Annotated in this window: 24 protein-coding genes; 11 read left to right on the forward strand and 13 right to left on the reverse strand. The window is 67.6% G+C overall.

The window, feature by feature from the left end; translation table 11 throughout:
- Nucleotides 1-40: 40 nt before the first annotated feature.
- The 3 genes from LC041_RS12500 to LC041_RS12510 all read left to right on the forward strand — a co-directional run bounded on the left by LC041_RS12500 (nucleotide 41) and on the right by LC041_RS12510 (nucleotide 1,563).
- A complete protein-coding gene (locus LC041_RS12500; protein ID WP_226533420.1) occupies nucleotides 41-454 on the forward strand; it encodes a thioredoxin family protein in 414 nt (137 codons plus the stop codon).
- A 21-nt stretch (nucleotides 455-475) separates the two neighbouring features.
- On the forward strand, nucleotides 476-1,054 hold the full coding sequence (locus tag LC041_RS12505) for a DUF4395 family protein (protein WP_226533421.1): 579 nt from the start codon (nucleotides 476-478) through the stop codon (nucleotides 1,052-1,054).
- A gap of 83 nt (nucleotides 1,055-1,137) precedes the next feature.
- Nucleotides 1,138-1,563, forward strand: a complete 426-nt coding sequence (locus LC041_RS12510; protein ID WP_226533422.1) for an OsmC family peroxiredoxin — start codon at nucleotides 1,138-1,140, stop codon at nucleotides 1,561-1,563.
- A gap of 15 nt (nucleotides 1,564-1,578) precedes the next feature.
- On the opposite strand, the gene LC041_RS12515 is transcribed toward LC041_RS12510, so the two are convergent.
- From LC041_RS12515 to LC041_RS12535, 5 genes are all read right to left on the reverse strand, one after another.
- The gene (locus tag LC041_RS12515; protein ID WP_226533443.1) at nucleotides 1,579-2,016 is read right to left on the reverse strand and encodes a hypothetical protein; all 438 of its coding nucleotides are present in this window, start codon (nucleotides 2,014-2,016) and stop codon (nucleotides 1,579-1,581) included.
- Nucleotides 2,016-2,756, reverse strand: a complete 741-nt coding sequence (gene dapB / locus LC041_RS12520) for a 4-hydroxy-tetrahydrodipicolinate reductase (RefSeq protein WP_226533423.1) — start codon at nucleotides 2,754-2,756, stop codon at nucleotides 2,016-2,018. The genes LC041_RS12515 and dapB overlap by 1 nt, the downstream gene beginning before the upstream one ends.
- Nucleotides 2,757-2,838: 82 nt before the next feature.
- Nucleotides 2,839-3,441: a histidine phosphatase family protein gene (locus LC041_RS12525; protein ID WP_047519311.1), complete on the reverse strand. Its 603-nt coding sequence runs from the start codon at nucleotides 3,439-3,441 to the stop codon at nucleotides 2,839-2,841.
- Nucleotides 3,442-3,509: 68 nt separating this feature from the next.
- A complete protein-coding gene (locus LC041_RS12530) occupies nucleotides 3,510-4,538 on the reverse strand; it encodes an aldo/keto reductase (RefSeq protein ID WP_226533424.1) in 1,029 nt (342 codons plus the stop codon).
- Nucleotides 4,539-4,755: 217 nt separating this feature from the next.
- The gene (locus tag LC041_RS12535) at nucleotides 4,756-7,032 is read right to left on the reverse strand and encodes a polyribonucleotide nucleotidyltransferase (protein ID WP_226533425.1); all 2,277 of its coding nucleotides are present in this window, start codon (nucleotides 7,030-7,032) and stop codon (nucleotides 4,756-4,758) included.
- A gap of 360 nt (nucleotides 7,033-7,392) precedes the next feature.
- On the opposite strand from LC041_RS12535, the gene LC041_RS12540 reads away from it, so the two are divergent.
- Nucleotides 7,393-8,703 (forward strand): UDP-glucose dehydrogenase family protein, encoded by a 1,311-nt coding sequence (locus tag LC041_RS12540; RefSeq protein WP_226533426.1) that lies wholly within the window; start codon nucleotides 7,393-7,395, stop codon nucleotides 8,701-8,703.
- Between the two features lie 18 nt (nucleotides 8,704-8,721).
- On the opposite strand, the gene LC041_RS12545 is transcribed toward LC041_RS12540, so the two are convergent.
- Entirely contained in the window at nucleotides 8,722-10,662 is a 1,941-nt protein-coding gene (locus tag LC041_RS12545) for a GDSL-type esterase/lipase family protein (RefSeq protein WP_226533427.1), read from the reverse strand.
- Between the two features lie 208 nt (nucleotides 10,663-10,870).
- On the opposite strand from LC041_RS12545, the gene LC041_RS12550 reads away from it, so the two are divergent.
- On the forward strand, nucleotides 10,871-11,047 hold the full coding sequence (locus LC041_RS12550) for a DUF5302 domain-containing protein (RefSeq protein WP_165875365.1): 177 nt from the start codon (nucleotides 10,871-10,873) through the stop codon (nucleotides 11,045-11,047).
- 57 nt (nucleotides 11,048-11,104) lie between these two features.
- Here the strand turns inward: LC041_RS12550 and LC041_RS12555 are convergent, their stop codons facing one another.
- On the reverse strand, nucleotides 11,105-12,544 hold the full coding sequence (locus tag LC041_RS12555; protein ID WP_226533428.1) for a cation:dicarboxylate symporter family transporter: 1,440 nt from the start codon (nucleotides 12,542-12,544) through the stop codon (nucleotides 11,105-11,107).
- Nucleotides 12,545-12,687: 143 nt separating this feature from the next.
- Between LC041_RS12555 and LC041_RS12560 the strand changes: the two genes are divergently transcribed.
- Together LC041_RS12560 and LC041_RS12565 are read left to right on the forward strand one after the other, a co-directional pair.
- Nucleotides 12,688-13,974, forward strand: a complete 1,287-nt coding sequence (locus LC041_RS12560; RefSeq protein ID WP_226533429.1) for a sensor histidine kinase — start codon at nucleotides 12,688-12,690, stop codon at nucleotides 13,972-13,974.
- Nucleotides 13,971-14,666, forward strand: coding sequence for a response regulator (locus LC041_RS12565; RefSeq protein ID WP_226533430.1), 696 nt, complete (start codon nucleotides 13,971-13,973; stop codon nucleotides 14,664-14,666). Before LC041_RS12560 ends, LC041_RS12565 begins: the two co-directional genes overlap by 4 nt.
- 32 nt (nucleotides 14,667-14,698) lie before the next feature.
- On the opposite strand, the gene LC041_RS12570 is transcribed toward LC041_RS12565, so the two are convergent.
- A complete protein-coding gene (locus LC041_RS12570) occupies nucleotides 14,699-15,343 on the reverse strand; it encodes an FMN reductase (RefSeq protein WP_226533431.1) in 645 nt (214 codons plus the stop codon).
- A gap of 1 nt (nucleotide 15,344) precedes the next feature.
- Nucleotides 15,345-16,571: an LLM class flavin-dependent oxidoreductase gene (locus LC041_RS12575; RefSeq protein ID WP_226533432.1), complete on the reverse strand. Its 1,227-nt coding sequence runs from the start codon at nucleotides 16,569-16,571 to the stop codon at nucleotides 15,345-15,347.
- A gap of 112 nt (nucleotides 16,572-16,683) precedes the next feature.
- Between LC041_RS12575 and LC041_RS12580 the strand changes: the two genes are divergently transcribed.
- Both LC041_RS12580 and LC041_RS12585 read left to right on the forward strand, forming a co-directional pair.
- Nucleotides 16,684-17,823, forward strand: coding sequence for an acyltransferase family protein (locus LC041_RS12580; protein ID WP_226533433.1), 1,140 nt, complete (start codon nucleotides 16,684-16,686; stop codon nucleotides 17,821-17,823).
- Between the two features lie 5 nt (nucleotides 17,824-17,828).
- Nucleotides 17,829-18,707: a serine hydrolase domain-containing protein gene (locus tag LC041_RS12585; protein WP_226533434.1), complete on the forward strand. Its 879-nt coding sequence runs from the start codon at nucleotides 17,829-17,831 to the stop codon at nucleotides 18,705-18,707.
- A gap of 6 nt (nucleotides 18,708-18,713) precedes the next feature.
- On the opposite strand, the gene efeB is transcribed toward LC041_RS12585, so the two are convergent.
- The 3 genes from efeB to efeU are packed head-to-tail and all read right to left on the reverse strand — an operon-like array spanning nucleotide 18,714 to nucleotide 22,236.
- Nucleotides 18,714-20,018 carry an iron uptake transporter deferrochelatase/peroxidase subunit gene (gene efeB, locus LC041_RS12590; protein ID WP_374197675.1) on the reverse strand — a complete coding sequence of 435 codons (1,305 nt, stop codon included), beginning with the start codon at nucleotides 20,016-20,018 and terminating at the stop codon, nucleotides 18,714-18,716.
- A gap of 38 nt (nucleotides 20,019-20,056) precedes the next feature.
- Nucleotides 20,057-21,289 carry an iron uptake system protein EfeO gene (gene efeO, locus LC041_RS12595; RefSeq protein ID WP_226533435.1) on the reverse strand — a complete coding sequence of 411 codons (1,233 nt, stop codon included), beginning with the start codon at nucleotides 21,287-21,289 and terminating at the stop codon, nucleotides 20,057-20,059.
- Nucleotides 21,286-22,236 (reverse strand): iron uptake transporter permease EfeU, encoded by a 951-nt coding sequence (gene efeU / locus LC041_RS12600; protein WP_226533436.1) that lies wholly within the window; start codon nucleotides 22,234-22,236, stop codon nucleotides 21,286-21,288. The genes efeO and efeU overlap by 4 nt, the downstream gene beginning before the upstream one ends.
- A 168-nt stretch (nucleotides 22,237-22,404) precedes the next feature.
- On the opposite strand from efeU, the gene LC041_RS12605 reads away from it, so the two are divergent.
- Nucleotides 22,405-23,409: an isopenicillin N synthase family dioxygenase gene (locus tag LC041_RS12605; protein WP_226533437.1), complete on the forward strand. Its 1,005-nt coding sequence runs from the start codon at nucleotides 22,405-22,407 to the stop codon at nucleotides 23,407-23,409.
- Nucleotides 23,410-23,495: 86 nt separating this feature from the next.
- Here LC041_RS12605 and rpsO read toward each other — a convergent pair whose 3' ends face one another.
- A complete protein-coding gene (gene rpsO / locus LC041_RS12610; RefSeq protein ID WP_017203073.1) occupies nucleotides 23,496-23,765 on the reverse strand; it encodes a 30S ribosomal protein S15 in 270 nt (89 codons plus the stop codon).
- Between the two features lie 183 nt (nucleotides 23,766-23,948).
- On the opposite strand from rpsO, the gene LC041_RS12615 reads away from it, so the two are divergent.
- Nucleotides 23,949-25,241, forward strand: coding sequence for an MFS transporter (locus LC041_RS12615; RefSeq protein ID WP_226533438.1), 1,293 nt, complete (start codon nucleotides 23,949-23,951; stop codon nucleotides 25,239-25,241).
- Nucleotides 25,242-25,255: the final 14 nt, after the last annotated feature.

The following is a 25,255-nucleotide window of genomic DNA, read 5'->3' on the forward strand; positions in this document are numbered from 1 at the left end:
ATCGACCGCCGATCACACGATCGCGGCGTACTCTCGACGCATGTCGCCCACCCTCGCCCTCGCGATCGTTCTCGGTCTCCTCGTGCTCGCCACGGTCGCCGGGGTCACGATTCGTCGCCGCGACGGGCGGCGACGCGACGGCGGCAAGCTCAGGTTCGATCCCGCGGACGTTCCGTCGGGAGAGCTCGGCTCCCGCGCGACACTGGTGCAGTTCAGCACCGAGACCTGCACTCGATGCCCACAGGTGCGGCGGCTGCTGCACGCTTATGCCTCCGACGAAGACGGACTCGCGCACATCGAGGTCGATCTGACCCACCGTCCCGACTTGTCGGCCCGTTACAAGGTGCTGCAGACGCCGACGACCTTCCTCATCGACGGATCGGGCGCCGTCCATGCGCGATTTCACGGCGTCCCCCACCACCACTCCCTGACCGAAGCCGTCGCGGCCGTCTGAGCCGCGAAGTCTGGAGCGCACATGAGCACGTCAGCAGGCATCGATCCCCGTAGCCCGCGGTTCGCAGCCACGATCACCGCGGTGCTGTTGCTGGTGGCCACGTTCCTGGCCTTGACGGGGATCTCCACCGCCCAGATCGGCGCGGCGGCATCCGGCTGGTTCGCTTACCAGCCGTCGACCGGTGCGACCTTCGTCCCGGGTGGATGGGCCGTGTCCGCGACTCCCCTCGCTCAGCGTGCCACGGACCCGGGATTCCTCCTCACGGTGATCATCGCGCTGCTGTTCCTGTGGGCCCTGCTCTCACCGAGGACGGCCCCCTGGGGTGTCGTCTTCCGCACGCTCGTGCGACCTCGGCTTGCGCCGCCCACGGAACTGGAGGATCCGCGCCCGCCCCGGTTCTCGCAGGGCGTCGGCCTCTTCGTAGTCGGTGTCGGCCTTCTCCTGCATCTCATCGGAGTTCCCTGGGCGCTGCCGATAGCCACGGCTGCGGCCTTCGTCGCCGCCTTCCTCAACGCGGCGTTCGGATTCTGCCTCGGATGCCAGCTGTACCTCCTGCTGCAGCGGGCCGGCGTGATCGGCCGCGCGGCGCCGGCCGCTTGAATCCGGTTCCCTCCGAAGCGAACCGTCGATAGGCTGGCCGCGACGCGACCCTCCTCCCCGAGGGCGCGAGAACCGGAGGAACAATGCCCGTCACCAGCGAAGCCACCAGCACGTGGACAGGATCGCTCATGGAGGGGTCGGGCACCGTGGCGTTCTCTTCGTCGAACCTCGGCACCTTCCCGATCAACTGGAAGGCGCGCAGCGAGGGCAGCGATACCACGACCACCCCTGAGGAACTCATCGCCGCCGCTCACGCCTCGTGTTTCAGCATGGCGCTCTCGCACGCACTCGCCGAGAACGGCACGCCTCCCGAACGTGTCGACGCAAGCGCATCCGTCACCTTCAAGCCCGGCGTCGGTATCACCGGCAGTCATCTCAACGTCAACGCGACCGTCCCGAACCTGACTCCGGAGGCGTTCCAGGAGATCGCGAACGGAGCGAAGACCGGCTGCCCGGTGTCTCAGGCGCTCGCGGGCATCGAGATCACGCTCGAGGCCACGCTCGCCTGATCGTCGGTGCCGGTGTCAGGGCCGCCGGGAGAGGCGGATCGCCTCACGGATGCTGGCTCTGGCATCCTTCCGGCGCCCGGCGGCGTCCTGCACCACGCCCAGTCGATACCGCGCACGCCAGTCGTCGCCCGCCGCGTCCGCTTCCGCGGCGTATCGCGCGATGAGCGGATCGGCATCGGCACGAGCGATCCGCCCGCTCGGGGTGAGCTCGGTCTCCACGGGAGGCATCCCGCCTTCTGCATCGAGCAGGCGCCCCAGGCGGTCCGCGCCGAAGCCGAACATCATCTCGCGAACGAGCGCCCAGGCACCGATCGGGGCCAGAACCAGGAGCGTGATGCCCATCCCGATCGAGATCGGCGTGCCGACCGAGATGAACATCACGGCGAGCCAGATGGCGACCGCGAGATAGACGAGCAGCGCCACCGCCATCAGCGCGACGCCGATGCGTGACATCACGAGCGGATGCCGATGTCGATCATGTGCTCGAGTCCGACGATCACACCGCTGGCGTCCCGTGCGAAGGGAACGGCGATGCGGATGCCCGGGGCGTAGGCGAGCGCGGAGTCCGTGGTGTCATGGGTGAACGTCAGCGACTCCCCTGGTCCGGACAGGATGACCTCCTGCTTGGCGACGACACCGGGGCGACGCAGGGAATGAATCGGCACGCTGCCGACCTGCTGCCCTCGGGCGCGTTGATCGGCATGCGGAGCGCTGACCGGTCCCTGTTCGGCGCGCGCGGCCGCGATCAGTTCCGCGGTGCGCACGGCCGTGCCGCTGGGCGAATCGATCTTGGTCTCGCGATGCGCCTCGATGATCTCGGCAGAGCCGAAGAACGGGGCCGCTGCCGCGGCGAGGGCCGATCCGAGCACCGAACCGAGCGAGAAGTTCGGTATGAAGACCGCACCGGTTCCTGCCGCCTCGACGAGGGGACGCACCAGCGCGATCCGCTCCGCGGACCAGCCCGAGGTCGCGACGAGCACATTGATCCCGCGCTCGACGGCGGCACGGACGACGTCGACGCTCACCTGCGGAGTCGATGCATCGATCACGAGGTCCGCACCGTCCAACTCGGAGAGATCGCTCGAGGAGGTCAGTACATGGCTCACCTCGAACCCCTCGAGCTCGTCGACTACCGCACGGATGATCCGTCCGAGCTTCCCGGTGCCGCCGACGAGTGCTACCTGCGTGGTCATGCATCCAGTCTATTTCGCGGACTTCACCCATCCTGCGGGGCGCGCGGGACCTCGGACATCCGGATGGGAGAAGTGCGCGAACTCACACGAGCAGCGCGTCGGGGATTCCGGTGCGCAGCTCCACCGGAAGGTGGCCGGTGTCGTTGTGGGTGAGCAGCGTCCACGGCCGCCCCTGCTTCTGCGCGATCACGGTCAGGCCGCAGTGTGACTGGTTGAGGGTCATCCAGCGCCACTCTGGGGCAGCGAGGACCTCGCGGACGAACCAGGAGATCACGAAGTTGTGAGTGATGAGCACCTCGTGAACATCCCCGGTCTTGCGCACGAGGAACTCGTTGACGGCATCTGACATCTGCGCACGCCCCGCCTCGATCTCGGCCTCGGTCACCGAGCCGAAGAACGGTTCGAACGCGGACGGCGTATCCTCGGTCATCCCGGTCGGCACGCAGTCGAAGAGGAGTGCGGTCGGAGCAGGGTCGACGGACGGCAGCCGCGCGGCGATCGCCCGAGCGGTCTCGTTGGCACGCAAGAGCGGGGAATGCCACACGGCATCGAGCGGGAGACCGGACAACCGGTCGGCGATCAGCTCCGCCTGACGCTGCCCCCGTGGGGAGAGGGGGCCATCGGCGAGACCATGTTCTGCGTCCTGATGTTCACCGTGTCTAACCAGATATATGTAGTGCGTCACAACTCGCTCGCTTCATTGCCAGCATCCGCCGGGCGTTCATTCCACCCTACGTCAACGGCGGACGATCCTCAGTTGCCGGCGCGGGTGAGCTCGGCGAGGTGGCTCCGCGACAGCGAGACACCGGCGCCCTGCATGAGCTCATCGACATGATCCGTCGCGAACGCGTTCACGATCGGCGCGGCGATCGTGCGCTGCGCCAGAAGCCAGGCGATCGACACCGCCGCCACGGGAACCCCGAGCTCCTCCGAGACCTGATCGAGCGCACGCAGGACCTTGATACCACGCCGATTCAGCTGCCCGCGCAGCTGCTCACCGCGTACACCGCGCGACGTGAGCGCTTTGCTGCGATGCCGGCCGGAAAGGAATCCGTGCTCGAGCGCGTGCGAAGGCGTCACTGCCAGGTTCTGCGCACCGGCCACGAGGCGAAGGTCGCCTTCGAACGGCTGACGCCGGACGAGATTGTACGGCGCATCGATGACCTGCACCCGTGGGTACCCTGCCGAAGCCAGGATGCGCGCCTCCACCAGCCGCTCCGGCGCGAGCCCGTAGGCCCCGAGCGCCCCGACCTTACCTGCGTCCGAAAGCCACTCGACGGTCGCCAGGGTGTCTTCGAGGTTCGTCGTCGCGTCGAGTGTGGCGTCGAGGTAGAGGACGTCGATCCGCTCGACCCCGAGCCTGGTGAGCGAGCCCTCGACCGCACGCACGAGGTTGACGGATCCGAGCCCCGGGTTGTCGGCATGAGCGCCGACGCGCACACTCAGCACCGCCCGCTCGCTCTGACCGCGCGAACGCAGCCACTGGCCGATGATGTGTTCGCTGCGACCGCCGGAGAATCCGTCCGCGGTGTGGATCGCGTTGCCGCCGAACTCCACGTAGCGATCGAGGATGCCGTGGCTGGTCTCGAGATCGACGTTCCAGCCGAACTCCGCAGCGCCGAGCATCAGGGGGAAGGTCTCGAAGCCGGTCTCACCGAGCGGAACGCGGATGGACTCCCCTATTCCAGGACCGACGATGGGGATGGGCGCTGACGGATGCTCGGCTACGGCCGCGTGGTCGCGTTCCGCTGACGCTCCTGCGCCTACGCCGAACAACCGCATACTCTCTCACCCCCGCGTCGATCGGTGCGTCCCGACCTGCGTACCTGCTGGATCTGCACCCCCCGGTGCGTACTTCCGAGGGTAGGCGAATTCACACAACGTCCTGACCAATCCGGGGAACGTCGGGGAAACACGCGATAACGATTTGGTCACACCGGAGAAGAGAGAACCCGGGCCGTCCAGTGCGGACGGCCCGGGTTCCTGTTCGAGCTCTGGCTTACTCGGCGGCAGCCGCCTCGGCAGGAGCTGCCTCGGCAGCCGGCGCCTCGTCGAGCACGGGCTCGAGGGACAGCTTGCCGCGGTCGTCGATCTTCGTGATCCTGACGAGGATCTTCTGGCCGACCGACAGCACGTCGTCGACGTTCTCGACGCGCTTGCCACCGGCGAGCTTGCGCACCTCGGTGACGTGCAGGAGTCCGTCCTTACCGGGCAGCAGCGAGATGAAGGCGCCGAACGTGGCGATCTTCACAACGGTGCCGAGGAACTGCTCGCCGACCTCGGGGTTGGTCGGGTTGGCGATCGCGTTCACCTGGGCGCGGGCGGCCTCGGCCGAGGGGCCGTCGGTCGCGCCGATGTAGACGGTGCCGTCCTCCTCGATGGAGATCTGCGCGCCGGTCTCGTCCTGGATCGCGTTGATCGTCTTGCCCTTCGGGCCGATCAGCTCGCCGATCTTGTCGACCGGGATCTGCACGCTGATGACGCGCGGCGCGGTCGGCGCCATCTCGTCGGGAGTGTCGATCGCGGCGTTGAGCACGTTGAGGATCGTCAGGCGCGCATCGCGGGCCTGCGTCAGCGCGCCGGCGAGCACCGACGACGGAATGCCGTCGAGCTTCGTGTCAAGCTGGATGGCCGTGACGAACTCGCTGGTGCCGGCGACCTTGAAGTCCATGTCGCCGAGTGCGTCCTCCGCGCCGAGGATGTCGGTGAGCGCCGCGTAGCGCGTCTCGCCGTCGACCTCGTCGGAGACCAGACCCATCGCTATGCCGGCGACCGGCGCGCGCAGCGGCACACCCGCGTTCAGCAGCGACAGCGTCGATGCACAGACGGAGCCCATCGACGTCGAACCGTTGGAGCCGAGAGCCTCGGACACCTGACGGATTGCGTAAGGGAACTCCTCGCGGCTCGGCAGCACCGGCACGAGGGCGCGCTCGGCGAGGAAGCCGTGCCCGATCTCGCGACGCTTCGGCGAGCCGACTCGACCGGTCTCACCGGTCGAGTAGGGCGGGAAGTTGTAGTGGTGCATGTAGCGCTTGCTCGTCGTGGGCGACAGCGAATCGATCTGCTGCTCCATCTTGAGCATGTTCAGCGTGGTGACACCCATGATCTGGGTCTCGCCGCGCTGGAAGATCGCGGAACCGTGCACGCGAGGGATGACCTGCACCTCGGCATCGAGCGGGCGGATGTCCGCCAGACCACGGCCGTCGATGCGAGCGCCCTCGGTGAGGATGCGTCCGCGGACGATCTTCTTCGTGACGGACTTGTACGCGGCGGAGAACTCCAGCGGAGCCGCGGCCGGCAGCGAGCCCGCCTCGGTCGCCTCGATGAGCTCGGCCTTGACACGGTCCTTGATCGCGTCGTCAGCGGTCTGGCGCTCGACCTTGTCGGCGATCTGGTAGACATCGCTGAGCTCGGCGAACACGCGCTCGGAGACGAAGTCGTAGACCTCGTCGCTGTACGCGGGGAAGACCGGGTAGACACCAGGCTCCTTCGACGCGGTGGCGGCAAGCTCGGCCTGAGCCTTCACCAGCTGGGCGATGAAGGGCTTCGACGCCTCGAGCCCCTGGGCCACGATCTCCTCGTTCGGCTTCGTGGCGCCGGCCTTGATCAGGTTCCAGCTGTCCTCAGTGGCCTCGGCCTCGACCATCATGATGGCGACGTCTTCCGTGCCATCGGCCTTGGTGACCACACGACCGGCGACGATCAGGTCGAACACGGCCTCCGACACCTGCTCGGCGGTCGGGAACGCGACCCACTGGTCCGCGTGCTCGCCGTGACCGGGGATGAACGCGAGGCGCACACCGGCAACGGGGCCCGAGAACGGCAGACCCGAGATCTGCGTCGATGCCGATGCCGCGTTGATCGCGAGGGCGTCGTAGAACTCGCCGGGCGCGATCGAGAGCACGGTGATGACGATCTGGACCTCGTTGCGCAGGCCGTCGACGAACGACGGACGAAGAGGACGGTCGATCAGACGGCACACGAGGATCGCCTCGGTGGAGGGGCGACCCTCACGACGGAAGAACGAGCCGGGGATCTTGCCTGCAGCGTAGGAACGCTCCTCGACATCGACCGTCAGCGGGAAGAAGTCGAAGCCCTCGCGCGGGTGCTTGCCTGCGCTGGTGGCCGAGAGGAGCATGGTCTCGCCGTCGAGATACGCGGCGACTGCGCCCTGAGCCTGCTGCGCGAGGCGGCCGGTCTCGAAGCGGATGGTGCGGGTGCCGAAGCGGCCGTTGTCGAGAACGGCCTCGGTGGCGGTGATTTCAGGACCTTCCAAGAGGTCTCTCCTTCTTTGTTTAGACTCGCGAGTCCGTGTGACGCGCGAGCATGTTCAAAGGAGCGGAACGGAAGGGTTCGGGCGCGCGGGCACTCCCGCGAATCTCGCCTGCGCTGGCCACCAGTAGAAAGCCACCCGACACCCGCCGAGGAACCCACCACAGGGGACCAGCTTCACCGCCGATCGCTCCATGAGTCGATATGAAGTTGTGCAGTCGACACTCGTCGATCTCGTCCACCCTACCAGCGCACGCCCCGGATCCCGGCGTTGCGACGCCCTTCGCGGATCAGACATGTGACCGTCAGGTGCTGTTCATCCCCAGGATCCCCCGACGCGATGAGGATCGGCTCTGCTGAGACCATGCGCATGTCAGTAATCGGCTGCGGCTACCTCGGTGCCGTGCATGCCGCCGCCATGGCCTCCCTCGGACACGAGGTGATCGGCATCGACGTCGACGTGGCCAAGATCGCCGCCCTCACCGCGGGAGCGCCGCCGTTCTTCGAACCTCGCCTCCCGGAGATGCTCTCCGAAGGACTGGCATCCGGCCGGTTGCGATTCAGCAGCCGAATGGCGGACGCCGCGGGCGCGACGGTCCACTTCCTCGCCGTCGGGACTCCTCAGGTCTCCGGGGGCCACGCCGCGGACCTCCGCTTCGTCGAGGAGGCGGTCGAGGCCTTGCTGCCCCACCTCGGCCCCGGGGACATCGTCGCAGGCAAGTCCACCGTGCCCGTCGGTACCGCCGGACGGCTGGGACCTCGCATCGCCGCAGTGGGAGCGACCCTGGTCTGGAACCCCGAGTTCCTGCGCGAAGGCTGGGCGGTCCACGACACACTGGCACCGGACCGTCTCGTGGTCGGGGCGGATTCGGACGACGATGGCACGCGCGCCGTCGCCGTTCTGCGCGAGGCGTACGCGGAGGCCGTCGACGCCGGAAGCCCCTTCCTGGTGACCGACCTCGCCACCGCCGAATTGGTCAAGGGCGCGGCGAACGCCTTCCTCGCCACCAAGATCTCGTTCATCAACGCGATGGCGGAGATAGCGGAGGCCTCCGGGGCGGACATCACGCTGCTCGCCGATGCTCTCGGCCTCGACGGGCGTATCGGGCGACGCTACCTCGGCGCGGGTATCGGCTTCGGTGGCGGCTGCCTGCCGAAGGACATCCGCGCCTTCGCCGCGCGGGCGGACGAGCTCGGACGTGGCGAAGCGGTCGGCTTCCTGCGCGAAGTGGACATGATCAACCTGCGACGTCGCGACCGTGCCGTGCGCCTGGTGGTCGACGCGCTCGACGGCCTCGTGTTCGGTCGCCGGATCGCGGTCCTCGGAGCGGCGTTCAAGCCGTTCAGCGACGACATCCGGGACTCCCCCGCTCTCGACGTCGCCGTTCGCCTGCGGGGGCTGGGCGCAGACGTCATCGTGACCGATCCTGCGGCGATCGACAACGCCGTCGCCGCGCACCCGCAACTCGGATACGCCCGCGAGCGCGACGACGCGTTGCGCGACGCCGATGCTGTGGTCATCGTGACCGAGTGGGACGAGTACCGGCGCGAGTTGTCGCCGGAGCACGCCGGCGGCCTGGTCCGCGGACGGATCGTCGTCGACGGGCGCAACTGCCTCGACGCGGAGGCGTGGCGTGCTGCCGGTTGGCAGTACCACGGCATGGGTCGGCGCTGACCCCTCGACCGGGTCGCCTCAGCCGACGAACGCGGGGCGGTCTGCGGCCGATCCTCCGAGGTGGACGTAGTCGTCGTGCTTCGCAATCCGCCCGTCCCCCGCCACACGTCCGTGCAGACGACGCCAGACCCAGGGCAGCGCGTGACGCCGCCACCACGCCCCCATGCGGAGGGGCTCGTGTTCGTGCAGCGCCGCGTCGAGCGTTCCGAGCGCGTCGGCGTCCGGCACGCCGAGGAGCTCGCCCGCCCGATAGGCGAGGAAGCGGTGTCCCCGGCTGCTGAGATGCACCAGGTCCTCTCCCCAGTTCGGGTGCTCGGCCAGCTCCGGGTGCAGATCCGTGTCGATCAGCATGGCTCCGGTCCGGGTCGCGATCCCGGTCAGCGCCGTCGCGAAGGCCGAGAACCTCCGGGTGTAGATCCATGCCGCACGGCGACCGGGCAGGAACGGTGTCACGAGAAGCACATCGGCGCCGATCCCGCGCAAGCGTCGCACCGCGATCTCGAGCTCTGCGGCGAGCGTCGCGACGTCGACTCGGCCCTTCACGAGGTCGTTGGCTCCGATCAGGATCGACACGAGATCGGGACGAAGTTCCAGCGCCCTGGTCAGCTGGACCCCGGAGAGGTCACGCACGCGCTGGGAACGGAGGGCGAGGTTCGCATAGTGCAGATCCCCACGGGCAGCGAGAAGCATGGCGAGGCGATCGGCCCAGCCGCGCAGAGTCCCGTCGGGCGCCGGATCGCACAGCCCTTCCGTGAGTGAGTCGCCGAGCGCGACGTAGCGGTGCCACTTCTGCACTACGACCGGCGCAGGAGGATCCGGGCGCACGCGCCTCCGCGCGCGGGTGCCGGAATCCGCCCGGTGCAGCGTCTGCGCCTCGTCGAAGTGCTCGAGGAGTCGGTCGCACACGCTGGTCCAGCTGCGGCTCTGCACGGCGTCTCGCCCTGCTTCCCCGAAGGCCAGGCGCTTGCGGGTGTCGCCGGCGAGATCGGCCACTCGCCCCCGGAGATCTGCGAGGTCTCCCGGACGGTACAGCCACCCGTCGATGCCCATGCGCACCAGATCCAGGGGACCGCCACGCCCGGTCGCGATGACGGGGACGCCGCTGGCGTGGGCCTCTTGGAGGGTCTGTCCGAACGTCTCGCTCTCCCCCGGGTGCACGAACAGATCGAACGACGCCAGCGCTGCGGCGAGCGCCGCACCGTCGAGGTGCCCGAGGAACAGAGCATCCGGCAGCACGGTCTCGAGGTGTGCCCGGCTGGGCCCGTCGCCGACGATCACGAGTCGGGTACCGGGAACGTCGCGGAGTGCGACGAGGTCCTCGACCTGCTTCTCGGGTGCGAGCCGACCGACGTAGCCGATCACGACGTCGGCGTTCCAGCCTGCACGGAGCACGGGGTCGCGACGACTGGGATGGAAGCGCTCCGCATCGACCCCTCTCCCCCATCGGCGAACGCGATCCACTCCCAGGGCGGCGAGCTGTTGCGCCGCATCGACGGAAGGCGCGAGGGTCATCGTCGCCCGCCGATGCAGTCGTGCGATGTGCGTCTGAGCGATCCCCGTGGTCGCGGCCATCCGGTACCTCTCGGTGTATGCGGCCACGTCCGTCTGATAGGCGGCGACGCTCGCGACGCCGAGCCGTTCGGCGGCGAGCACTCCACGCCAGCCGAGCGCGAAGGGGGAGGCGAGATGCACGATGTCTGGCGCGAAACGTCGCAGGGAGGAGGCGATGCGGTGCGCACCCGAGGTCCCGACCCTGACGTTGCGGTAACCGGGCAGGGCGAGACTCGGCATCGCATCGATGGGCGCACCGCTGACGTGTTCAGGGATGCCTACGGCGCTCGGTGCCACGACATGCGCCTGGTGGCCTCTCTGGTCGAGGTGGTGCAGGATCTGGAGGACGGAGCCGGTGACGCCGTTCATGTGCGGAAGAAAGGACTCTGCGACGATCGCTACTCTCACACCTCCAGGATGACGGCACTCGAACCTCGCATCGACGACGGACGGCGCACGGCACCAGATGTTCACCGGATGCTGGTCGAGGGGCCACCGGCCATCCGATCTCCGGTTCCCGAGTCGTTCGATCCGGCGACCGGACCGGGTCCACTGCTCCCCGGGTGCGCGACCAAGAGAGGGTGACCCGCTGCACCGGGTGCTCTAGGCTCAGGTCATGAGCACCGAAGAAGGCGCCTCCTCGTCTGAGGAGATGAAGCGCAAGTTCAAGGAAGCGCTCGAGAAGAAGAACGCGCACCAGCGGCAGGGCGAGGCGCACCTGGACGGCGATTCCGCCGTCCACAGTGCACACGCCCCGCAGACCCGGCGCGAGTTCCGACGCAAGAGCGGTTGATCGCGTGGATGCGGGAGCCCGTTCCTCGGACTCCCGCATCCCTCTCGGGTTCTCCCGTCAGGCGCCTGCGGCTCGCATCCTGGCGCGCTCCTCCTTCGCCGCCATCTCCGTGAGCGCGGCCTCGCGAAGCTCCTGAACGTCCGCACCCTGCGCGCCGCCCGGGGTCGTGTGCGAGTCCACGCCATCGAGCAGCGATTCATCGAACGGCAGGTCCCCGCCGAGGACCCGACGCACCCGCTCTCTGTCGATCTGCTTGGTCCAGGTGCCGATCAGGAGAGTGGCCACGGCGTTTCCGGTGAAGTTCGTGAGGGCACGCCCCTCGGACATGAACCGGTCGATGCCGACGATCACTCCGACCCCGTCGACGAGATCGGGCCGATAGGCCTGCAGTCCCCCGGCGAGCGTCGCGAGCCCGGCCCCGGTCACCCCTGCCGCCCCCTTGCTCGCGATGATCATGAACACCAACAGGCCGATCTGCTCGCCGATGGACATCGGTTGCCCCATCCCGGTGGCGATGAACAGCGATGCCATGGTCAGGTAGATCGCCGTGCCGTCGAGATTGAACGAGTACCCGGTCGGAACGGTGATGCCGACGACCGGCTTGGAGACACCGACGAACTCCATCTTCGCGATGAGACGCGGGAGGGCGGACTCCGAGGAGGAGGTTCCGACGATCAGGAGGTACTCGCGAGCCAGGTACTTCATGAGCGCGAAGATGTTCACCCGTGCGACCGTCCACAGCAGCGTTCCCAGGATCACCACGATGAACACGATGCACGTGATGTAGAACGCGCCCATCAGGATGCCCAGGCTCCAGATGGCCGCTATCCCGGTCTTGCCCACCACCGCCGCGATCGCGCCGAACGCTCCGATCGGCGCGAGCCAGAGGATCATCCCGAGAATCCGGAACACGAGTTTCTGGAGGTGCTTGACCGCTTCCATGATGGGCGCACCGCGCTCACCGAGCCCTTGCAGCGCGAAGCCGACGAGAAGCGCGATGAACAACACCTGCAGGACACTCTCACCGGTGAACGCCGAGAAGAATGTCGTCGGGATGATGCCCAGGATGAACTCCTGGGTGGTCTTCGCCTCGGTCTCGGTCGCGTCATACGTCGCGGACGCCATGTCCAGCCCTGCGCCGGGGTGGATGATGTTGCCGACGAGCAGCCCGATCGCGAGCGCGAATGTCGACATCACCATGAAGTAGAGCAGCGCAAGACCGCCGATCTTCCCCACGGTCGCGGCCTTGGCGATGGAGCCGACACCGACGACGATCGTGCAGAAGATGATCGGGGCGATCATCATCTTGATCAGCGCCACGAATCCCTTGCCCAGAGCCTCGAATCCCTGCCCGACCTCCGGCCAGATCAGGCCCACCACGACACCGAGCACGACGGCGATCAGGACGGAGACATACAACCAGGTGTGCCTGTCCCACGCGTGCTTGCCTCGTCGCCAGTTGAACTTCGGGAGTGCGAATCCTGTCGTGAGCGCCATGCGTCCTCCTTGATCGTCGACGTCATCGTCCGGTGGCGGCTGCGGTGCCGCCGATCGGCTCTCAGAGTCGCCGACTTCACGGCACACCGCGATTTGTGGTCGTATTGGTCTCGGCACGGACCATCGACGATCGGAGGCACGCGATGACGCGCACCTCCCCCGGGCGCAGCACCGCATCGCGGGTGTTCGTCGTCTTGCTCGGCGCGACCGTCGTGATCGGAGCGCTGGTGGCCGTCTTCCTCGTCGTGGAGACCCAGCGGGCGCTCCGCACCGAGGCAGAACGGGTCACGGCCGCCACTGCGGAGGCGTTCGCGGTCTCGCCGGTGGTCGCGGACGGGCTCACCGGGACCGACGCCGGGGCCGCCACCGACGTGCTCGAACCCTACGCACTGGACGTGATCGCGCGAGCCGACCTCGACTTCATCACGATCATGAGGCCCGACGGCACGCGGATCACGCACCCCGACCCGACCCAGATCGGCAAACGGTATCTCGGGACCATCCCCACCGCCGCTCAGAGCCTCACGGAGGAGTTCACCGGAACGCTCGGACCGTCGGTGCGGACGATCGTGCCGGTGACCGCGGCGGACGGGGACGTGATCGGATGGGTCTCGGCCGGAGTCACGACCGAGTCCATCAGCGACACCCTGATCCGCCGACTGCCCCTCACACTCGGCATCACCGCCGGGCTGATCCTGCTCGGCACGGTCGGGGCCGTGATCGCGCGGCGGGCGACGCGGCGCATCACGGGAGATCTTCCGCCGGGCCAGCTGCGGGATGCGGTCTCGTCGTACGAGTCGATCCGCACCCTCGGCGATGCGCTCCGCGCCCAGACCCACGAACACGGAAACCGGATGCATGCCGCCGTCGCTCTCCTCGAGTTGGGCCGCAGCGCCGAGGCCATCGAGATCCTCACGGAGACGTCGCGCCAAAGCCAGTCCCTCGTCGATCAGGTCACGGCACGGCGTCACGGCGACCCGGCCGTCGGAGCGCTGCTCCTGGGAAAGGCATCTCAGGCCAAGGAACGCGGTATCGACTGGCGTGTTCACATCGAGCCGGAGACGCCGCGCACCCCGCTCTCGCCGGTCGATGCCGTCTCCGTCCTCGGCAACCTCATCGACAACGCGATGGATGCGGCCGCAGAATCCGAGGATCGCTGGGTGCAGGTGTCCCTGCGCCCAGGGCAGGAGGGTGAGGTCGTGCTCGAAGTCGCCGACAGCGGTCCGGGTGTCCCCCGTGGCCAGCAGGACCGGATCTTCGAACAGGGCTACTCGACGAAGCCCTCGGACGCCCAGGGGCGCGGCGTCGGCCTGGCTCTCGTGCGCTCCGTGGTCACCGGAGCCGGCGGCACGGTCTCGATCAGCGACGAGCCGACGACGTTCCGCGTCGTCCTGCCTGCAGCGACAGGGTCGCGGAGACCGCGCCCATGATCCGCACGCTCCTCGTCGACGACGATGCCCTCACGCTCGAACTCCACCGCGACTACCTGGCCCGCCTCGACGGGTTCGTGGTCACCGGAGAATGCAGCAGCGCCCGGGCAGCCCTGAACGCGGTGCTCGATCGTCCGGGCGCCGGCGCATTCGACCTCGTGCTGCTCGACATCACCATGCCGGACGGATCGGGGATCGATGTGCTGCGGACGCTCCGTGCTCGGGCCGAAGCGACCGACGTCATCGCGATCACCGGCGTGCGCGATGCCGAGACGGTCCGACAGATGGCCGCCCTCGGTGTCTACCACTACCTGGTCAAGCCTTTCCCGTTCGCCGTGTTCCAAGAGCGGATGGACAGCTACCGCGCCCACCGTGAGCAGGCCACGACGACCGCAGGCGAAGCGACCCAGGCGGAGATCGACGCCCTGCTCGGCCGAGCCACGGGCACGCTCGCCGTCCCGAAGGGCCTGTCGGTCTCCTCGCTCGAGAAAATCAGCGCGGTGTTGCGCACCTCCGGCCCTCTGTCGGCACGGGAGGCCGCTGAACAGCTCGGAATGTCCCGCGTCGCCGCGCGCAGGTACCTCGAGCACCTCGTCGCGGAGGGCGTGCTCACCCGGGCCGCTCGCTACGGCACTCGCGGACGCCCCGAGACCGAGTACCACTGGAAGCAGCGGACCGGACCGGACGTCTGATCGTCACCCGCCGTCGCGAGTCGCGCTCGGACTCACTCGCCTGCCAGACCGCCGAGCATGTGCCCGAACGAGCGCCCCTCCCCCAGGTACGTGGCGGGGTCGTACGGGTCTTCGACGGTCGTCGCCTCACGACGGGCGACCGCGTCTGCGAGCTCTTTGGCCCCACGCTCCACACGTTTGCCGAGCGGAGCCACGTCGTCGCCCGAACCTCCCCAGTCGCTCGACGCGGCGAACACCCCGGTCGAGACGGCATCGGCATGAAGATAGGCGAAGAGCGGACGGATGGCGTAGTCGATCGCGAGAGAGTGTCGCGCCGTGCCTGCGTTCGCACCGATCAGCACCGGCTTCCCACGGAGGGAATCGGGGTCGAGTACATCGATGAACGACTTGAACAATCCCGAGTAGCTCGTCGAGAAGATGGGCGTCACCGCGATGAGGGCATCCGCCGAGACCACGGTGTTGATCGCGGTCTCGAGCGCCGGCGGCGCGAAACCGGTGAGCATGTTGTTCGTGATGTCGTGTGCGTAGTCGCGAAGCTCGATGACATCGACGCTCGCCTGGATGTCCTGCTCGGCGAGCGCCTTCACGGTCTCGGTCGCGAGCCGATCTGCCAGCATCCGCGTCGACGACGGGTTCGACAGGCCGGCGGAGACGACGGCGATACGACGCATGGTCATCTCACGCCTCCTTCCGGCCGAGCCCGAAGGAGGCCCCCGCGGGGGCCGGGGTGTCCTGGTACGGCGAGTCGCCGGTCAGGTTGTCGCCGCGGTTGGCGCCGGGGCGTGCCTGACGGGTCGGCCCGTCGCCGAACTCGGCCTTGACGCGGTCGGCGTGGGTCGGCGCGTCGGGTACCGAGGCGGGGCGGTTCTTCGCGAGTTCCTTGCGCAGCACGGGCACGACCTCGGAGCCGAGGATGTCGAGCTGCTCCAGCACCGTCTTCAGCGGAAGCCCCGCGTGATCGATCAGGAACAGCTGTCGCTGGTAGTCGCCGTAGTGCTCGCGCATGGCGGCATAGCGGTCGATGACCTGCTGCGGTGACCCGACGGTCAGCGGAGTCATCTCGGTGAAGTCCTCCATGCTCGGACCGTGGCCGTAGACAGGCGCGTTGTCGAAGTACGGACGGAACGCGTTCACCGCATCCTGCGACCTCGCGGCCATGAACACCTGTCCACCCAGACCGACGATCGCCTGTTCCCTGGTGCCGTGGCCGTAGTGCTCGAAGCGCTGCCGATAGAGCTCGATCAGGCGCTGGTAGTGCTCCTTCGGCCAGAAGATGTTGTTCGCGAAGAATCCGTCACCGTAGTACGCGGCCTGCTCAGCGATCTCCGGCGTGCGGATGGACCCGTGCCAGACGAACGGCGGGATGCCGTCGAGCGGACGAGGCGTCGAGGTGAAGCCCTGCAGCGGCGTGCGGAACTTCCCTTCCCAGTCGACCACGTCCTCACGCCACAGCTTGTGCAGCAGCGCGTAGTTCTCGATCGCGAGCGGGAGTCCCTGACGGATGTCCTGCCCGAACCACGGATACACCGGTCCGGTGTTGCCGCGACCGAGCATGAGGTCCATGCGTCCGTCGGACACGTGCTGGAGCATCGCGTACTCCTCGGCGATGCGCACGGGGTCGTTCGTGGTGATGAGGGTCGTCGACGTGGAGACGATGAGACGCTCGGTCTGCGCGGCCAATGCCGCCAGGAAGGTCGTGGGGCTGGAGGACCAGAACGGCGGATTGTGGTGCTCGCCGATCGCGAAGACGTCGAGTCCGACCTCTTCCGCATGGACGGCGATCGCCGTCGTCGCCTTGATGCGCTCCTGCTCACTGGGGGTGATGCCGGTGAGGGGATCGCGGGTGATGTCGCTGACCGACATGATGCCGAACTGCATCGCCTGCGCGCCTGACTGCTCGCTCATGATTGCTCCGTGTTCTCCGAAACCGGATGACTCGCATCCGTTTCTATTCATTTGAATGTAACTGTGTCAACGCGCTCACAGCAACTTTATTCCCGGCCTGTAGCCTCAGACGATGAGCAGTACCGGCGCCGACATCACAGGGCCCACCACAGGATCGATCCCGCGACGACGACGGCGCGTGCCGTTCTGGGACAACGCGCGGTACATGTGCATCGTGCTCGTGGTGCTGGGACACGCGATACAGCGCCTCACGTACGACTCCGACATCGCGTACGCCCTCTATCTGGCGCTCTACGCGTTCCATATGCCTGCGTTCGCGATCATCTCCGGGTACTTTTCCAAGTCCGGCTCGCCCACCAGGACGCAGATGGCCAGGGTGATCACCGACATCATCCTCCCGTACGTGATCTTCGAGACGCTGTGGACGCTCACGAAGTGGGCTGTGGAAGGAGAGGCGTCGCCGAACTTCACGAAGCCGAGCTGGACGCTGTGGTTCCTCCTCGCCCTCGGCATCTTCCGACTGATCCTCCCCTACCTCGCGCTGCTGCGCTGGCCCCTGTTGTGGACAGTCCTGATCTCGATCGGCTCCGGCTACCTCCCGAACGTGGACAGCACCTTCTCGCTGTCGCGCACCCTCGGCCTCCTGCCCTTCTTCGCGCTCGGATGGTGGCTCCGCGAGCACGACATCGTCGACCGACTGAGGCTGCTCGACTTCCGCCCGTTGTGGATCCGCGTCGCCGCGGTGGCCGTCCTCGCAGCAACCGGCTGGGCGGCCTGGAACTGGCTCCCCCTCTGGCAGAGCATCGATCTTCGACACTGGCTGTTCTACGAGGACGCCTACTCCGACCTGGGGGGCGATCAGTGGTGGGCCGGTGGGATCCGGATCGCCTTGATGCTGCTGGCCGTCGTCCTGTGCAGCGCGTTCTTCGTCCTGATCCCCCGCGGTTCGTACTGGTGGACCTCCTTCGGTCAGTACACGATGTACGTCTACCTGCTGCACTCCTTCGTGCTCTATCCGTTCCGCGAGACGGGCGTCCTCCGCGACCTCGAGCCCACGTGGCTCTGGCTGCCCCTGGTCATCGTGCTCTCCGTGCTCGTCGCACTCCTGCTCGCCACCCGGCCCGTGCGCTGGGTCTTTCGACCCCTGATCGAACCGCGCCCCGGTTGGCTCTTCGCCGACCCCGACCTCACGCGACGAGAAGGACGACGCAACGACCCCACGGGCTCGCGGCGCCCGCGTCCGACACCGTGACGGCGATGGACGCGGCGCGCAACGTACGCGATCGGATCGTGCTGGCAGTTTCGACCTCGGGGTTCGGCGCGCACGGACTGCATGTGCGTATCGGCGATGCCGAGGCGGAGCACCGATGGACTGCCGATGTGCGGGAGGACGTGCACTCCGTCGCGAAGGGCGTGTGCGTTCTGGCGGCTGCGATCGCCGCCGACGAGGGTCGGATCGACGTCGACGAACCGGTCGTCGCCGTTCTTCCCGACTTCGCTCACGGAGACGGCGTCGAGGAGGTGACGCTGCGCCATCTCCTGACGATGTCGAGCGGAATCGATCTCCCCTGGTCGGAGACGCTGATGACGGATTGGCCCGACTTGGCGAGCGAGTTCCTCCGCCGTCCGTCGCGTGGTCGCGTCTTCCAGTACTCCAATGCGAGTACTTACACCGCGATGACGGCTCTCGCCGCGCGCGTGGGCGACGTGGGCGACTACCTGGACAGGCGGCTCTTCGCTCCGCTCGGTATCTCCGACGTCGCCTGGGCGCGCAGCCCGAACGGACGCATCGAAGCCGGCGGCGGTCTTCCGCTCCGCACGAACGAGATGGCGCGCATCGGGCTGCTGATCCGGGACCGTGGGGTGTGGGAAAGCCAGCAGCTGGTATCGCCGGAGTGGATCGATGCGATGCACCACGATGCCATCATCGCCGGCGACAGCCCCGGATACGACCGCTATGCTCTCGCAGGATGGGGCGGCCCCGGGCCTGCGTGGCGGTTGCACGGAGCGTACGGTCAGCTCCTGATCTTCCTCGACGACGCGGTTGTGACGATGAGCGCGAACGACCATGCCGGCGCCGATGCGATGGCGGCCTCGGTGGTCGCGATCCTCGAGGATACCCTGCCGACGCCCTGAGATCGTTCAGGCGAACAGGTCGGCTCCGACGTACGATCCGGGCTTCGCTCCCGCGGGAACCGCCCAGATGCCTGAGCCGACGTGCCGGATGTACTCGTTCATGCGATCAGTCGAGAGGCGCCGTTGCAGCGAGACGAACTGCCCCGGATCGCGCTGATAGGAGAGGAAGAACAGCCCGGCGTCGAGTCGTCCGAGATCGTTGTTGCCGTCGACGTAGTTGTAGCCACGACGAAGGATCCGGATCCCGTCGTTGTGCGCGGGATGGGCGAGGCCCACATGGCTGTTCGAATCGATCGCGGAGCTCTGGAAGTCAGGCGCCGTGAACTCATCACCCCCGGAGAGGGGCGCCCCCTCCCCCTTGTCCCGCCCGATGATCGCGTCCTGCTCAGACAGGCGCACGCGGTCCCAGGTCTCGATCAGCATCGCGATCTTGCGGGCGACGAGGTACGATCCGCCGGCGAGCCACGCGGGATCGTCCTGGCTCGACACCCAGACATGATCCCTGAGCGCGTCTGCATCATCAGCGAGGATGTTCGCCGTGCCGTCTTTGAAGCCGAACAGGTTGCGCGGCGTCGCCTGCGTCGTCGTGGTGCGCGAGGTCTTTCCGAACCCCAACTGCGACCAGCGCAAGCGCGCGCGCCCGAAGGCGATACGGCTGAGGTTGCGGATCGCGTGCACCGCCACCTGCGGGTCGTCCGCGCACGCCTGGATGCAGAGGTCGCCGTGAGACGCCTGCGGGTCGAGGTCGTCCCCGAGGAACGCCGGCAAACGCTCGAGTCTCGCAGGGCGTTGCGCAGCGATGCCGTAGCGATCGCCTTCCTCGTTCTCGAACAGCCCGGGGCCGAACCCGAAGGTGAGAGTGAGCCCCGAGGCAGGAAGGCCGAGAGCTTCGCCCGTGTCATCCGGTGGCGCTTCCGACGGCCCGCCGACGGCACCGGTGGCACTGACCTCGAGCCCCTGTGCCATCCGGGAGGCCGCATAGGACCAGTCCTGCAGCAGAGAGATCAGGTCCTCCCGATCCGTACGCGGCATCATGTCGAAGCTCGCGAAGTGGAGGTGATCCTGCACGGGGGTGGTGATGCCTGCCTGGTGCTCGCCGAAGAAGCCGTAGGCGGAGTGCGCATCCTCCGCTGCTCGTGCGCGGCCCAGCGCCACACCACCGGCGAGCCCGGCGCCCGCTCCGACGGCGAGCCCCGCGACGCCGCCGCCGATCGCCAGCCCGAGGAGCCCGCGTCGGCTCAATCCGCCGGAGGGAGGTGCGTCGATCGTCGCCGCCTCGTCGGCGGAGGCGCCCTGTTCAGGTTCGTTCACGTCCGTGATGGTATCCGGTCAGATGCGCAGGGAGCTGATCAGTCGAGAACCGTGCCGGTGAGCTGTGAGAGCGGCTCGGCCAGCGCATTGATCAGATCGGTGAACTCCCGCTTGTCGCCTTCCGTGAGAGCGGAGTATCCGACGAACCCATCCGTCAGTGATCCGTGCGCGGCGAGCGAATCGTCGAGGGCAGCGTATCCCGCCTCGATCTCGCCGACGAGGGCCTCCCCGTCTTCGCCCTGCGCGACGGCGAAGTCCTTCACGAGCGAGAACGCCATCTTCGACCCCTCGACGTTCGCCGCGAAGTCGTAGAGGTCGGTCCCGGACCACCAGTCCTCCTCACCGGAGATCTTTCCGGTCGCGACCTCGTCGAGCAGCGCGATGGCGCCGTTGGAGATCCCGCCGATGCCCTGGTCATCGAGAGCCGTCGCGAAGTCATCCGAGTGGACGTAGTCGTACAGTTCCTGGACGTCGGCGAGCAGCAGGTCGCCGTAGTCGGCGCGCTCCTGCGGCGTCGACGGTGCCCAGTCCTGCCAGGCCGGCGTCTCGCCGTCGGCGTTCAGCGCGTCCTGCGCCGGTACCCACAGGTCCTTCTCGATGCGGTGGAAACCGGTCCAGTCCAGCCCCTCGGCGACGGCGTCGACCTCTCGGTAATCGATGCGCGGGTCGAGGTCCCCCAGCGCCTCGGCGACCGGCTCGATGCGCTCATAGAACGCGCGGGTCTGCGGGAAGAGTTCACGGGCGGTGGCATCATCACCGGCCTCGTATGCGGTCACGAGGTCCTCGACGGCCGGGACGAGCTGGCCGACCTGGTCCTTCACGAAGGCGGCGTAGAGGTCGACCGCCTGCTGCTTCTGCTCGGCGTCAGGTCCGTCGACGGCCACCCGGTCACCTGTGACGGTGAAGGCCGCCTTGCCGACTCCGTCGCCGATCATTCCCGGCTTGCACAGAGTGAAGTACTCTCCCGGCTGCGCCACGACCGTGAGGGTGCGAGATGCCGCGGGGGCGATGTTCTCGACCTCGCCGACGATGCGAAGGCCGTCCTCGGCCAGGAGGTAGAACTCGGAGACCTGGTCGGTGTCGTTCTTCACGTCGAACGTGAGCGTCCCGCTCTCGGCCGTCGCCGCTGACACGGCGCAGTCGGAATCCGTGGAGGACACGTCGAAAGCGGCATCCGCGGACACGTCGCTCTTCGCGACGCACCCGCTCAGGACGAGCACTGCAGCGCCCGCGGCCGCCAGCGTCCCCAGGACACGGTGAGAGGTGGTCATACTGCTCCTTGTTGTGTGAGAGAGGTCGGTTGCTGCCCGGACTCGATCTGCGGCGCGTGGTGCGGTTTCACCGGACGCGGAGAACGGAGACCCCTGATGTACAGGGTCCCGACGACGAGGATGTAAAGGGTCCACGCGACGACCTGGACCCACGTCATCGCAGGCATGAAGCCGACCGTCGCCTGCAGAACCGCGGCCAGCGGGCCGCTCGGCGCGACGACGGTCGACACGTCGAAGGCCCATCCGAACGGGAACCCCGCCCAGCCGACGGCGACCGCGCCGGTCACGGGATCGAGCGGTGCGGCGGCGGTGAACGGCCCCGGGAGGGCACCCGCCTCCTGCAGATCCATCAGCGCGTAGGCGAGCACGCCCGCTGCGACGATCACGAGGAAGCCGCCGGTCCACGCGAAGAAGCGGCGCACGTCGAGCTTCACCGCTCCACGGGAGATGAGCCAGCCGACGATGACGGCGGCGGCGAGGCCGAGCAGAGCACCGAGCAGGGCGGAGGGAGCATCGCCGAACGCCTGCACCATGGACCACAGGAGAAGAGTCGTCTCGATACCTTCCCGGGCCACGGAGACGAAACCGATCGCGACCAGGGCCCAGAGGCCGCCGGTGGTGAGCGCACGATCGAGCCCACCCTCCAACGTCGCCTTCATCGTGCGTCCGGCCCGCTGCATCCAGAAGATCATCCACGTGACCATGCCCACAGCCAAGAGCGAGAGCCCGCCGCCGATCAACTCCTGCGCCTCGAACGTGAGTTCATACGCACCGAAAGTCAGCACGGCTCCGATGCTGAGGGCGAGAGCGATCGCGAGGCCGACGCCTGCCCACATCTTCGGCAGCGCGTCCTGGCGGCCGAGGCGACGGAGATAGGCGACGAGGATGCCGACGACGAGCGCGGCTTCCAGACCTTCACGGAGGCCGATGAGAAAAGTGGCGAGCACGGGCAGACTCTCTGGCGATGACTGAGGTAAGGCATCCCTTACCTCAGAGACTCTAGCATCCCGTCGGCCGGCAACCGGAACATCATGCACCGATACCGAACGGCTGCACCGGGGTAATGCGGCGCAATAGACGCCCCGGCCCGTGCATCCCCGACGTACTCTCGGTCCATGGCTGAACTCTCGCTCCCGATCCTCGACCTCTCCCAGCTCGATGAAGGCCCCGAGGCCGCGGCACGCTTCCGTGAGGACCTCCGAGCGGCGACGCATGACGTCGGATTCTTCTATCTCACCGGCACGAGCATCTCCCCGGACCTGGAGGCGCGGCTGCACCGCGCTGCGCGCGACTTCTTCGCCCTCCCCGAGGAAGACAAGCTCGCGATCGAGAACGTGAACAGCCCCCACTTCCGGGGCTATACCCGCATCGGGGGTGAGCGCACCCAGGGCGAGGTGGACTGGCGAGAGCAGATCGACATCGGTCCCGAGCGCGAGCCGGTGGACGACGGCCCCGCCTTCAACCGCCTGATCGGCCCCAATCTCTGGCCGGCTGCGCAACCGGAGCTGGAAGAGGTCGTGGCAGAGTGGCACGAGGCGCTTTCGGAGGTCTCGCACAAGCTGCTCCGGGCCTGGGCACTCACCCTCGGAGCCGATGAGACGTACTTCGAGGAGCACTTCGGGGAGCCGTCGACGCTCATCAAGATCGTCCGCTATCCGGGCACCCACGAGCCGGAACCGCAGCAAGGCGTCGGAGCGCACAAGGACTCCGGCGTGCTCACCCTGCTGTGGGTCGAACCGGGCAAGGGCGGACTGCAGGTCGAACGCGACGGATTCTGGGTGGACGCTCCCCCGGTCTCCGGGGCCTTCGTCGTGAACATCGGCGAACTGCTCGAATATGCGACGGGCGGATACCTCAAGGCGACGAATCATCGTGTCGTCTCGCCGCAGGCACCGAACGACCGGATCTCGATCCCGTTCTTCTTCAATCCCGCCCTCGACAAGCGCCTCCCGCTGATCGAGCTGCCTGCGGAACTCGCGGCGCACGCGAACGGGGTGACGGACGATCCGAACAACCCGATCCACGCCCTCTACGGTGAGAACGCACTGAAGTCGCGACTGCGGGCGCACCCCGACGTCGCGGCGATCCACCATTCAGACCTCATCGACGCCCGGGTCTGACTCCTAAGCATGACGAAGGCCGCCCCACACCGTGGGGCGGCCTTCTCAAGAATGTTCTGCGCGATTGAACGCTGGCGGAATCCGCCTTATCGGCGAAGACCCAGGCGCGCGATCAGCGAGCGGTATCGCTCGATGTCGACGCTCTGGAGGTAGCCGAGCAGACGACGGCGCTGACCCACGAGCAGGAAGAGGCCACGACGCGAGTGGTGGTCGTGCTTGTGCTCCTTCAGGTGCTCGGTGAGGTCCTTGATGCGCTGCGTCAGCATCGCCGCCTGCACCTCGGGGGATCCGGTGTCACCGGGGTGCGTCGCGTACTCTTCGATGATCGCCTTCTTGACGTCTGCTTCCAGTGCCATAGATTCGATCCCCTCTCTGCTTGTTGCGCGGCGCCCGACGCCTGATGCGTGGGCTCTCTTTATCCGCGGCCGATCGAACGGCAACCTGAAAAGTCTACCAGCCCGACACTCCCCTGTGCGACAGGGCGAGTCGTGACCAGCACGGTTCAACTAGGCTCGAACGGTGCAGAAGGAGACCCACCGGTGAGCGCCCGGCGCGGTCACCTGATCGACCTCACTCCGCTGAGAACGAGCCCCGCCTTCGCGCGGATGTGGATAGGCTCGACGCTGGCCGGCATCGGCGGGCAACTGACGATCGTGACCGTCATGCTGCACGTGTTCGCATTGACCGGGAGCACTTTCGCGGTGTCGATGATCGCGGTCGCCGGACTCGTGCCGATGATCCTCGCCGGACTGTACGGCGGAATGCTGGCGGACGCATTCGATCGGCGGCGGGTGGCGCTGATCGCGGCGACGATCACGTTCGTCTCGACCGCCCTGCTCGCCGCCCTCACCTGGACCGGCAGCGAGACCATCTGGTGGCTCTACGCGTTGAGCATGATCAACTCGGCAGCGAACTCCGTCGGAATGGCCACCCGTACGGCCATCGTCCCCCGACTCATACCCCGCGCACAGCTGGCTGCTGCATCCGCATTGAACGGCGTCGCCTTCGGACTCACCGTGATGGCGGGCCCCGCACTCGCCGGGCTCCTCGTGGCGCTCACCGGCTATGGCTGGACCTACACGATCGACGTCGTGCTCATGCTCTCGATGTTCCTCGGACTGTGGACCCTCCCAGCCCTGCGCCCGGAAGGGAGTATCGTGCGACCGGGCTTGGCATCCCTCGTCGATGGTTGGCAGTTCCTGCGGAGGGCCGGAAACATCCGGATGCAGTACATCATCGACATCACCGCCATGACCTTCGGTCAGCCCCTCGTGCTGTTCCCCGCACTGGGCACTGTCCTCCTCGGCGGAGGCGCCATCACGACCGGCATCCTGACCGCGGCGGTGGCCGTCGGAACCTTCGCCTCGAGCCTCTTCTCCGGACGCGTCGTCCACTATCGCTGGCACGGCCGCGGGATCGCGCGGGCAGTCGAGGCCTACGGCGCATCGATCCTGCTGTTCGGTCTGGTGCTGCTGATCGGGGCCCTCTCCCACCCGGCGACGGAGGATGCGCCGAACGTCGGACTGATCATCGCCGCCTGCGCGGCGCTCGCCCTCTCCGGGGCATCCGACAACGTCAGCTCCATCTATCGCAACACGATGATGCAGGCGGCCGTGCCCGACACCATGCGCGGTCGGCTGCAGGGACTGTTCGTGGTCGTCGTCGCCGGAGGACCACGAGTGGGCGCCCTCTATGCCGGAACCCTCGCGACCCTGACGACGCTGTGGTTCCCTCCCCTTTTGGGCGGCCTTCTCGTGATCACCCTGGTCGCGGTGCTCTCCCGCCGGAATCGGCGTTTCCTCGACTACGACGCAGAAGACCCCGAGCCCTGAGGGCCCGGGGTCCT

Origin of the sequence: Microbacterium paraoxydans (assembly GCF_020524545.1) — a bacterium.
GTDB classification, from domain to species: domain Bacteria; phylum Actinomycetota; class Actinomycetes; order Actinomycetales; family Microbacteriaceae; genus Microbacterium; species Microbacterium paraoxydans_C.

Coding starts and splice junctions, on each gene's coding strand:
- LC041_RS12500 (WP_226533420.1), top strand. CDS start 41: ATGTCGCCCACCCTCGCCCTCGCGATCGTTCTCGGTCTCCTCGTGCTC.
- LC041_RS12505 (WP_226533421.1), top strand. CDS start 476: ATGAGCACGTCAGCAGGCATCGATCCCCGTAGCCCGCGGTTCGCAGCC.
- LC041_RS12510 (WP_226533422.1), top strand. CDS start 1,138: ATGCCCGTCACCAGCGAAGCCACCAGCACGTGGACAGGATCGCTCATG.
- LC041_RS12515 (WP_226533443.1), bottom strand. CDS start 2,016: ATGTCACGCATCGGCGTCGCGCTGATGGCGGTGGCGCTGCTCGTCTAT.
- dapB (WP_226533423.1), bottom strand. CDS start 2,756: ATGACCACGCAGGTAGCACTCGTCGGCGGCACCGGGAAGCTCGGACGG.
- LC041_RS12530 (WP_226533424.1), bottom strand. CDS start 4,538: ATGCGGTTGTTCGGCGTAGGCGCAGGAGCGTCAGCGGAACGCGACCAC.
- LC041_RS12540 (WP_226533426.1), top strand. CDS start 7,393: ATGCGCATGTCAGTAATCGGCTGCGGCTACCTCGGTGCCGTGCATGCC.
- LC041_RS12550 (WP_165875365.1), top strand. CDS start 10,871: ATGAGCACCGAAGAAGGCGCCTCCTCGTCTGAGGAGATGAAGCGCAAG.
- LC041_RS12555 (WP_226533428.1), bottom strand. CDS start 12,544: ATGGCGCTCACGACAGGATTCGCACTCCCGAAGTTCAACTGGCGACGA.
- LC041_RS12560 (WP_226533429.1), top strand. CDS start 12,688: ATGACGCGCACCTCCCCCGGGCGCAGCACCGCATCGCGGGTGTTCGTC.
- LC041_RS12565 (WP_226533430.1), top strand. CDS start 13,971: ATGATCCGCACGCTCCTCGTCGACGACGATGCCCTCACGCTCGAACTC.
- LC041_RS12570 (WP_226533431.1), bottom strand. CDS start 15,343: ATGACCATGCGTCGTATCGCCGTCGTCTCCGCCGGCCTGTCGAACCCG.
- LC041_RS12575 (WP_226533432.1), bottom strand. CDS start 16,571: ATGAGCGAGCAGTCAGGCGCGCAGGCGATGCAGTTCGGCATCATGTCG.
- LC041_RS12580 (WP_226533433.1), top strand. CDS start 16,684: ATGAGCAGTACCGGCGCCGACATCACAGGGCCCACCACAGGATCGATC.
- LC041_RS12585 (WP_226533434.1), top strand. CDS start 17,829: ATGGACGCGGCGCGCAACGTACGCGATCGGATCGTGCTGGCAGTTTCG.
- efeO (WP_226533435.1), bottom strand. CDS start 21,289: ATGACCACCTCTCACCGTGTCCTGGGGACGCTGGCGGCCGCGGGCGCT.
- LC041_RS12605 (WP_226533437.1), top strand. CDS start 22,405: ATGGCTGAACTCTCGCTCCCGATCCTCGACCTCTCCCAGCTCGATGAA.
- rpsO (WP_017203073.1), bottom strand. CDS start 23,765: ATGGCACTGGAAGCAGACGTCAAGAAGGCGATCATCGAAGAGTACGCG.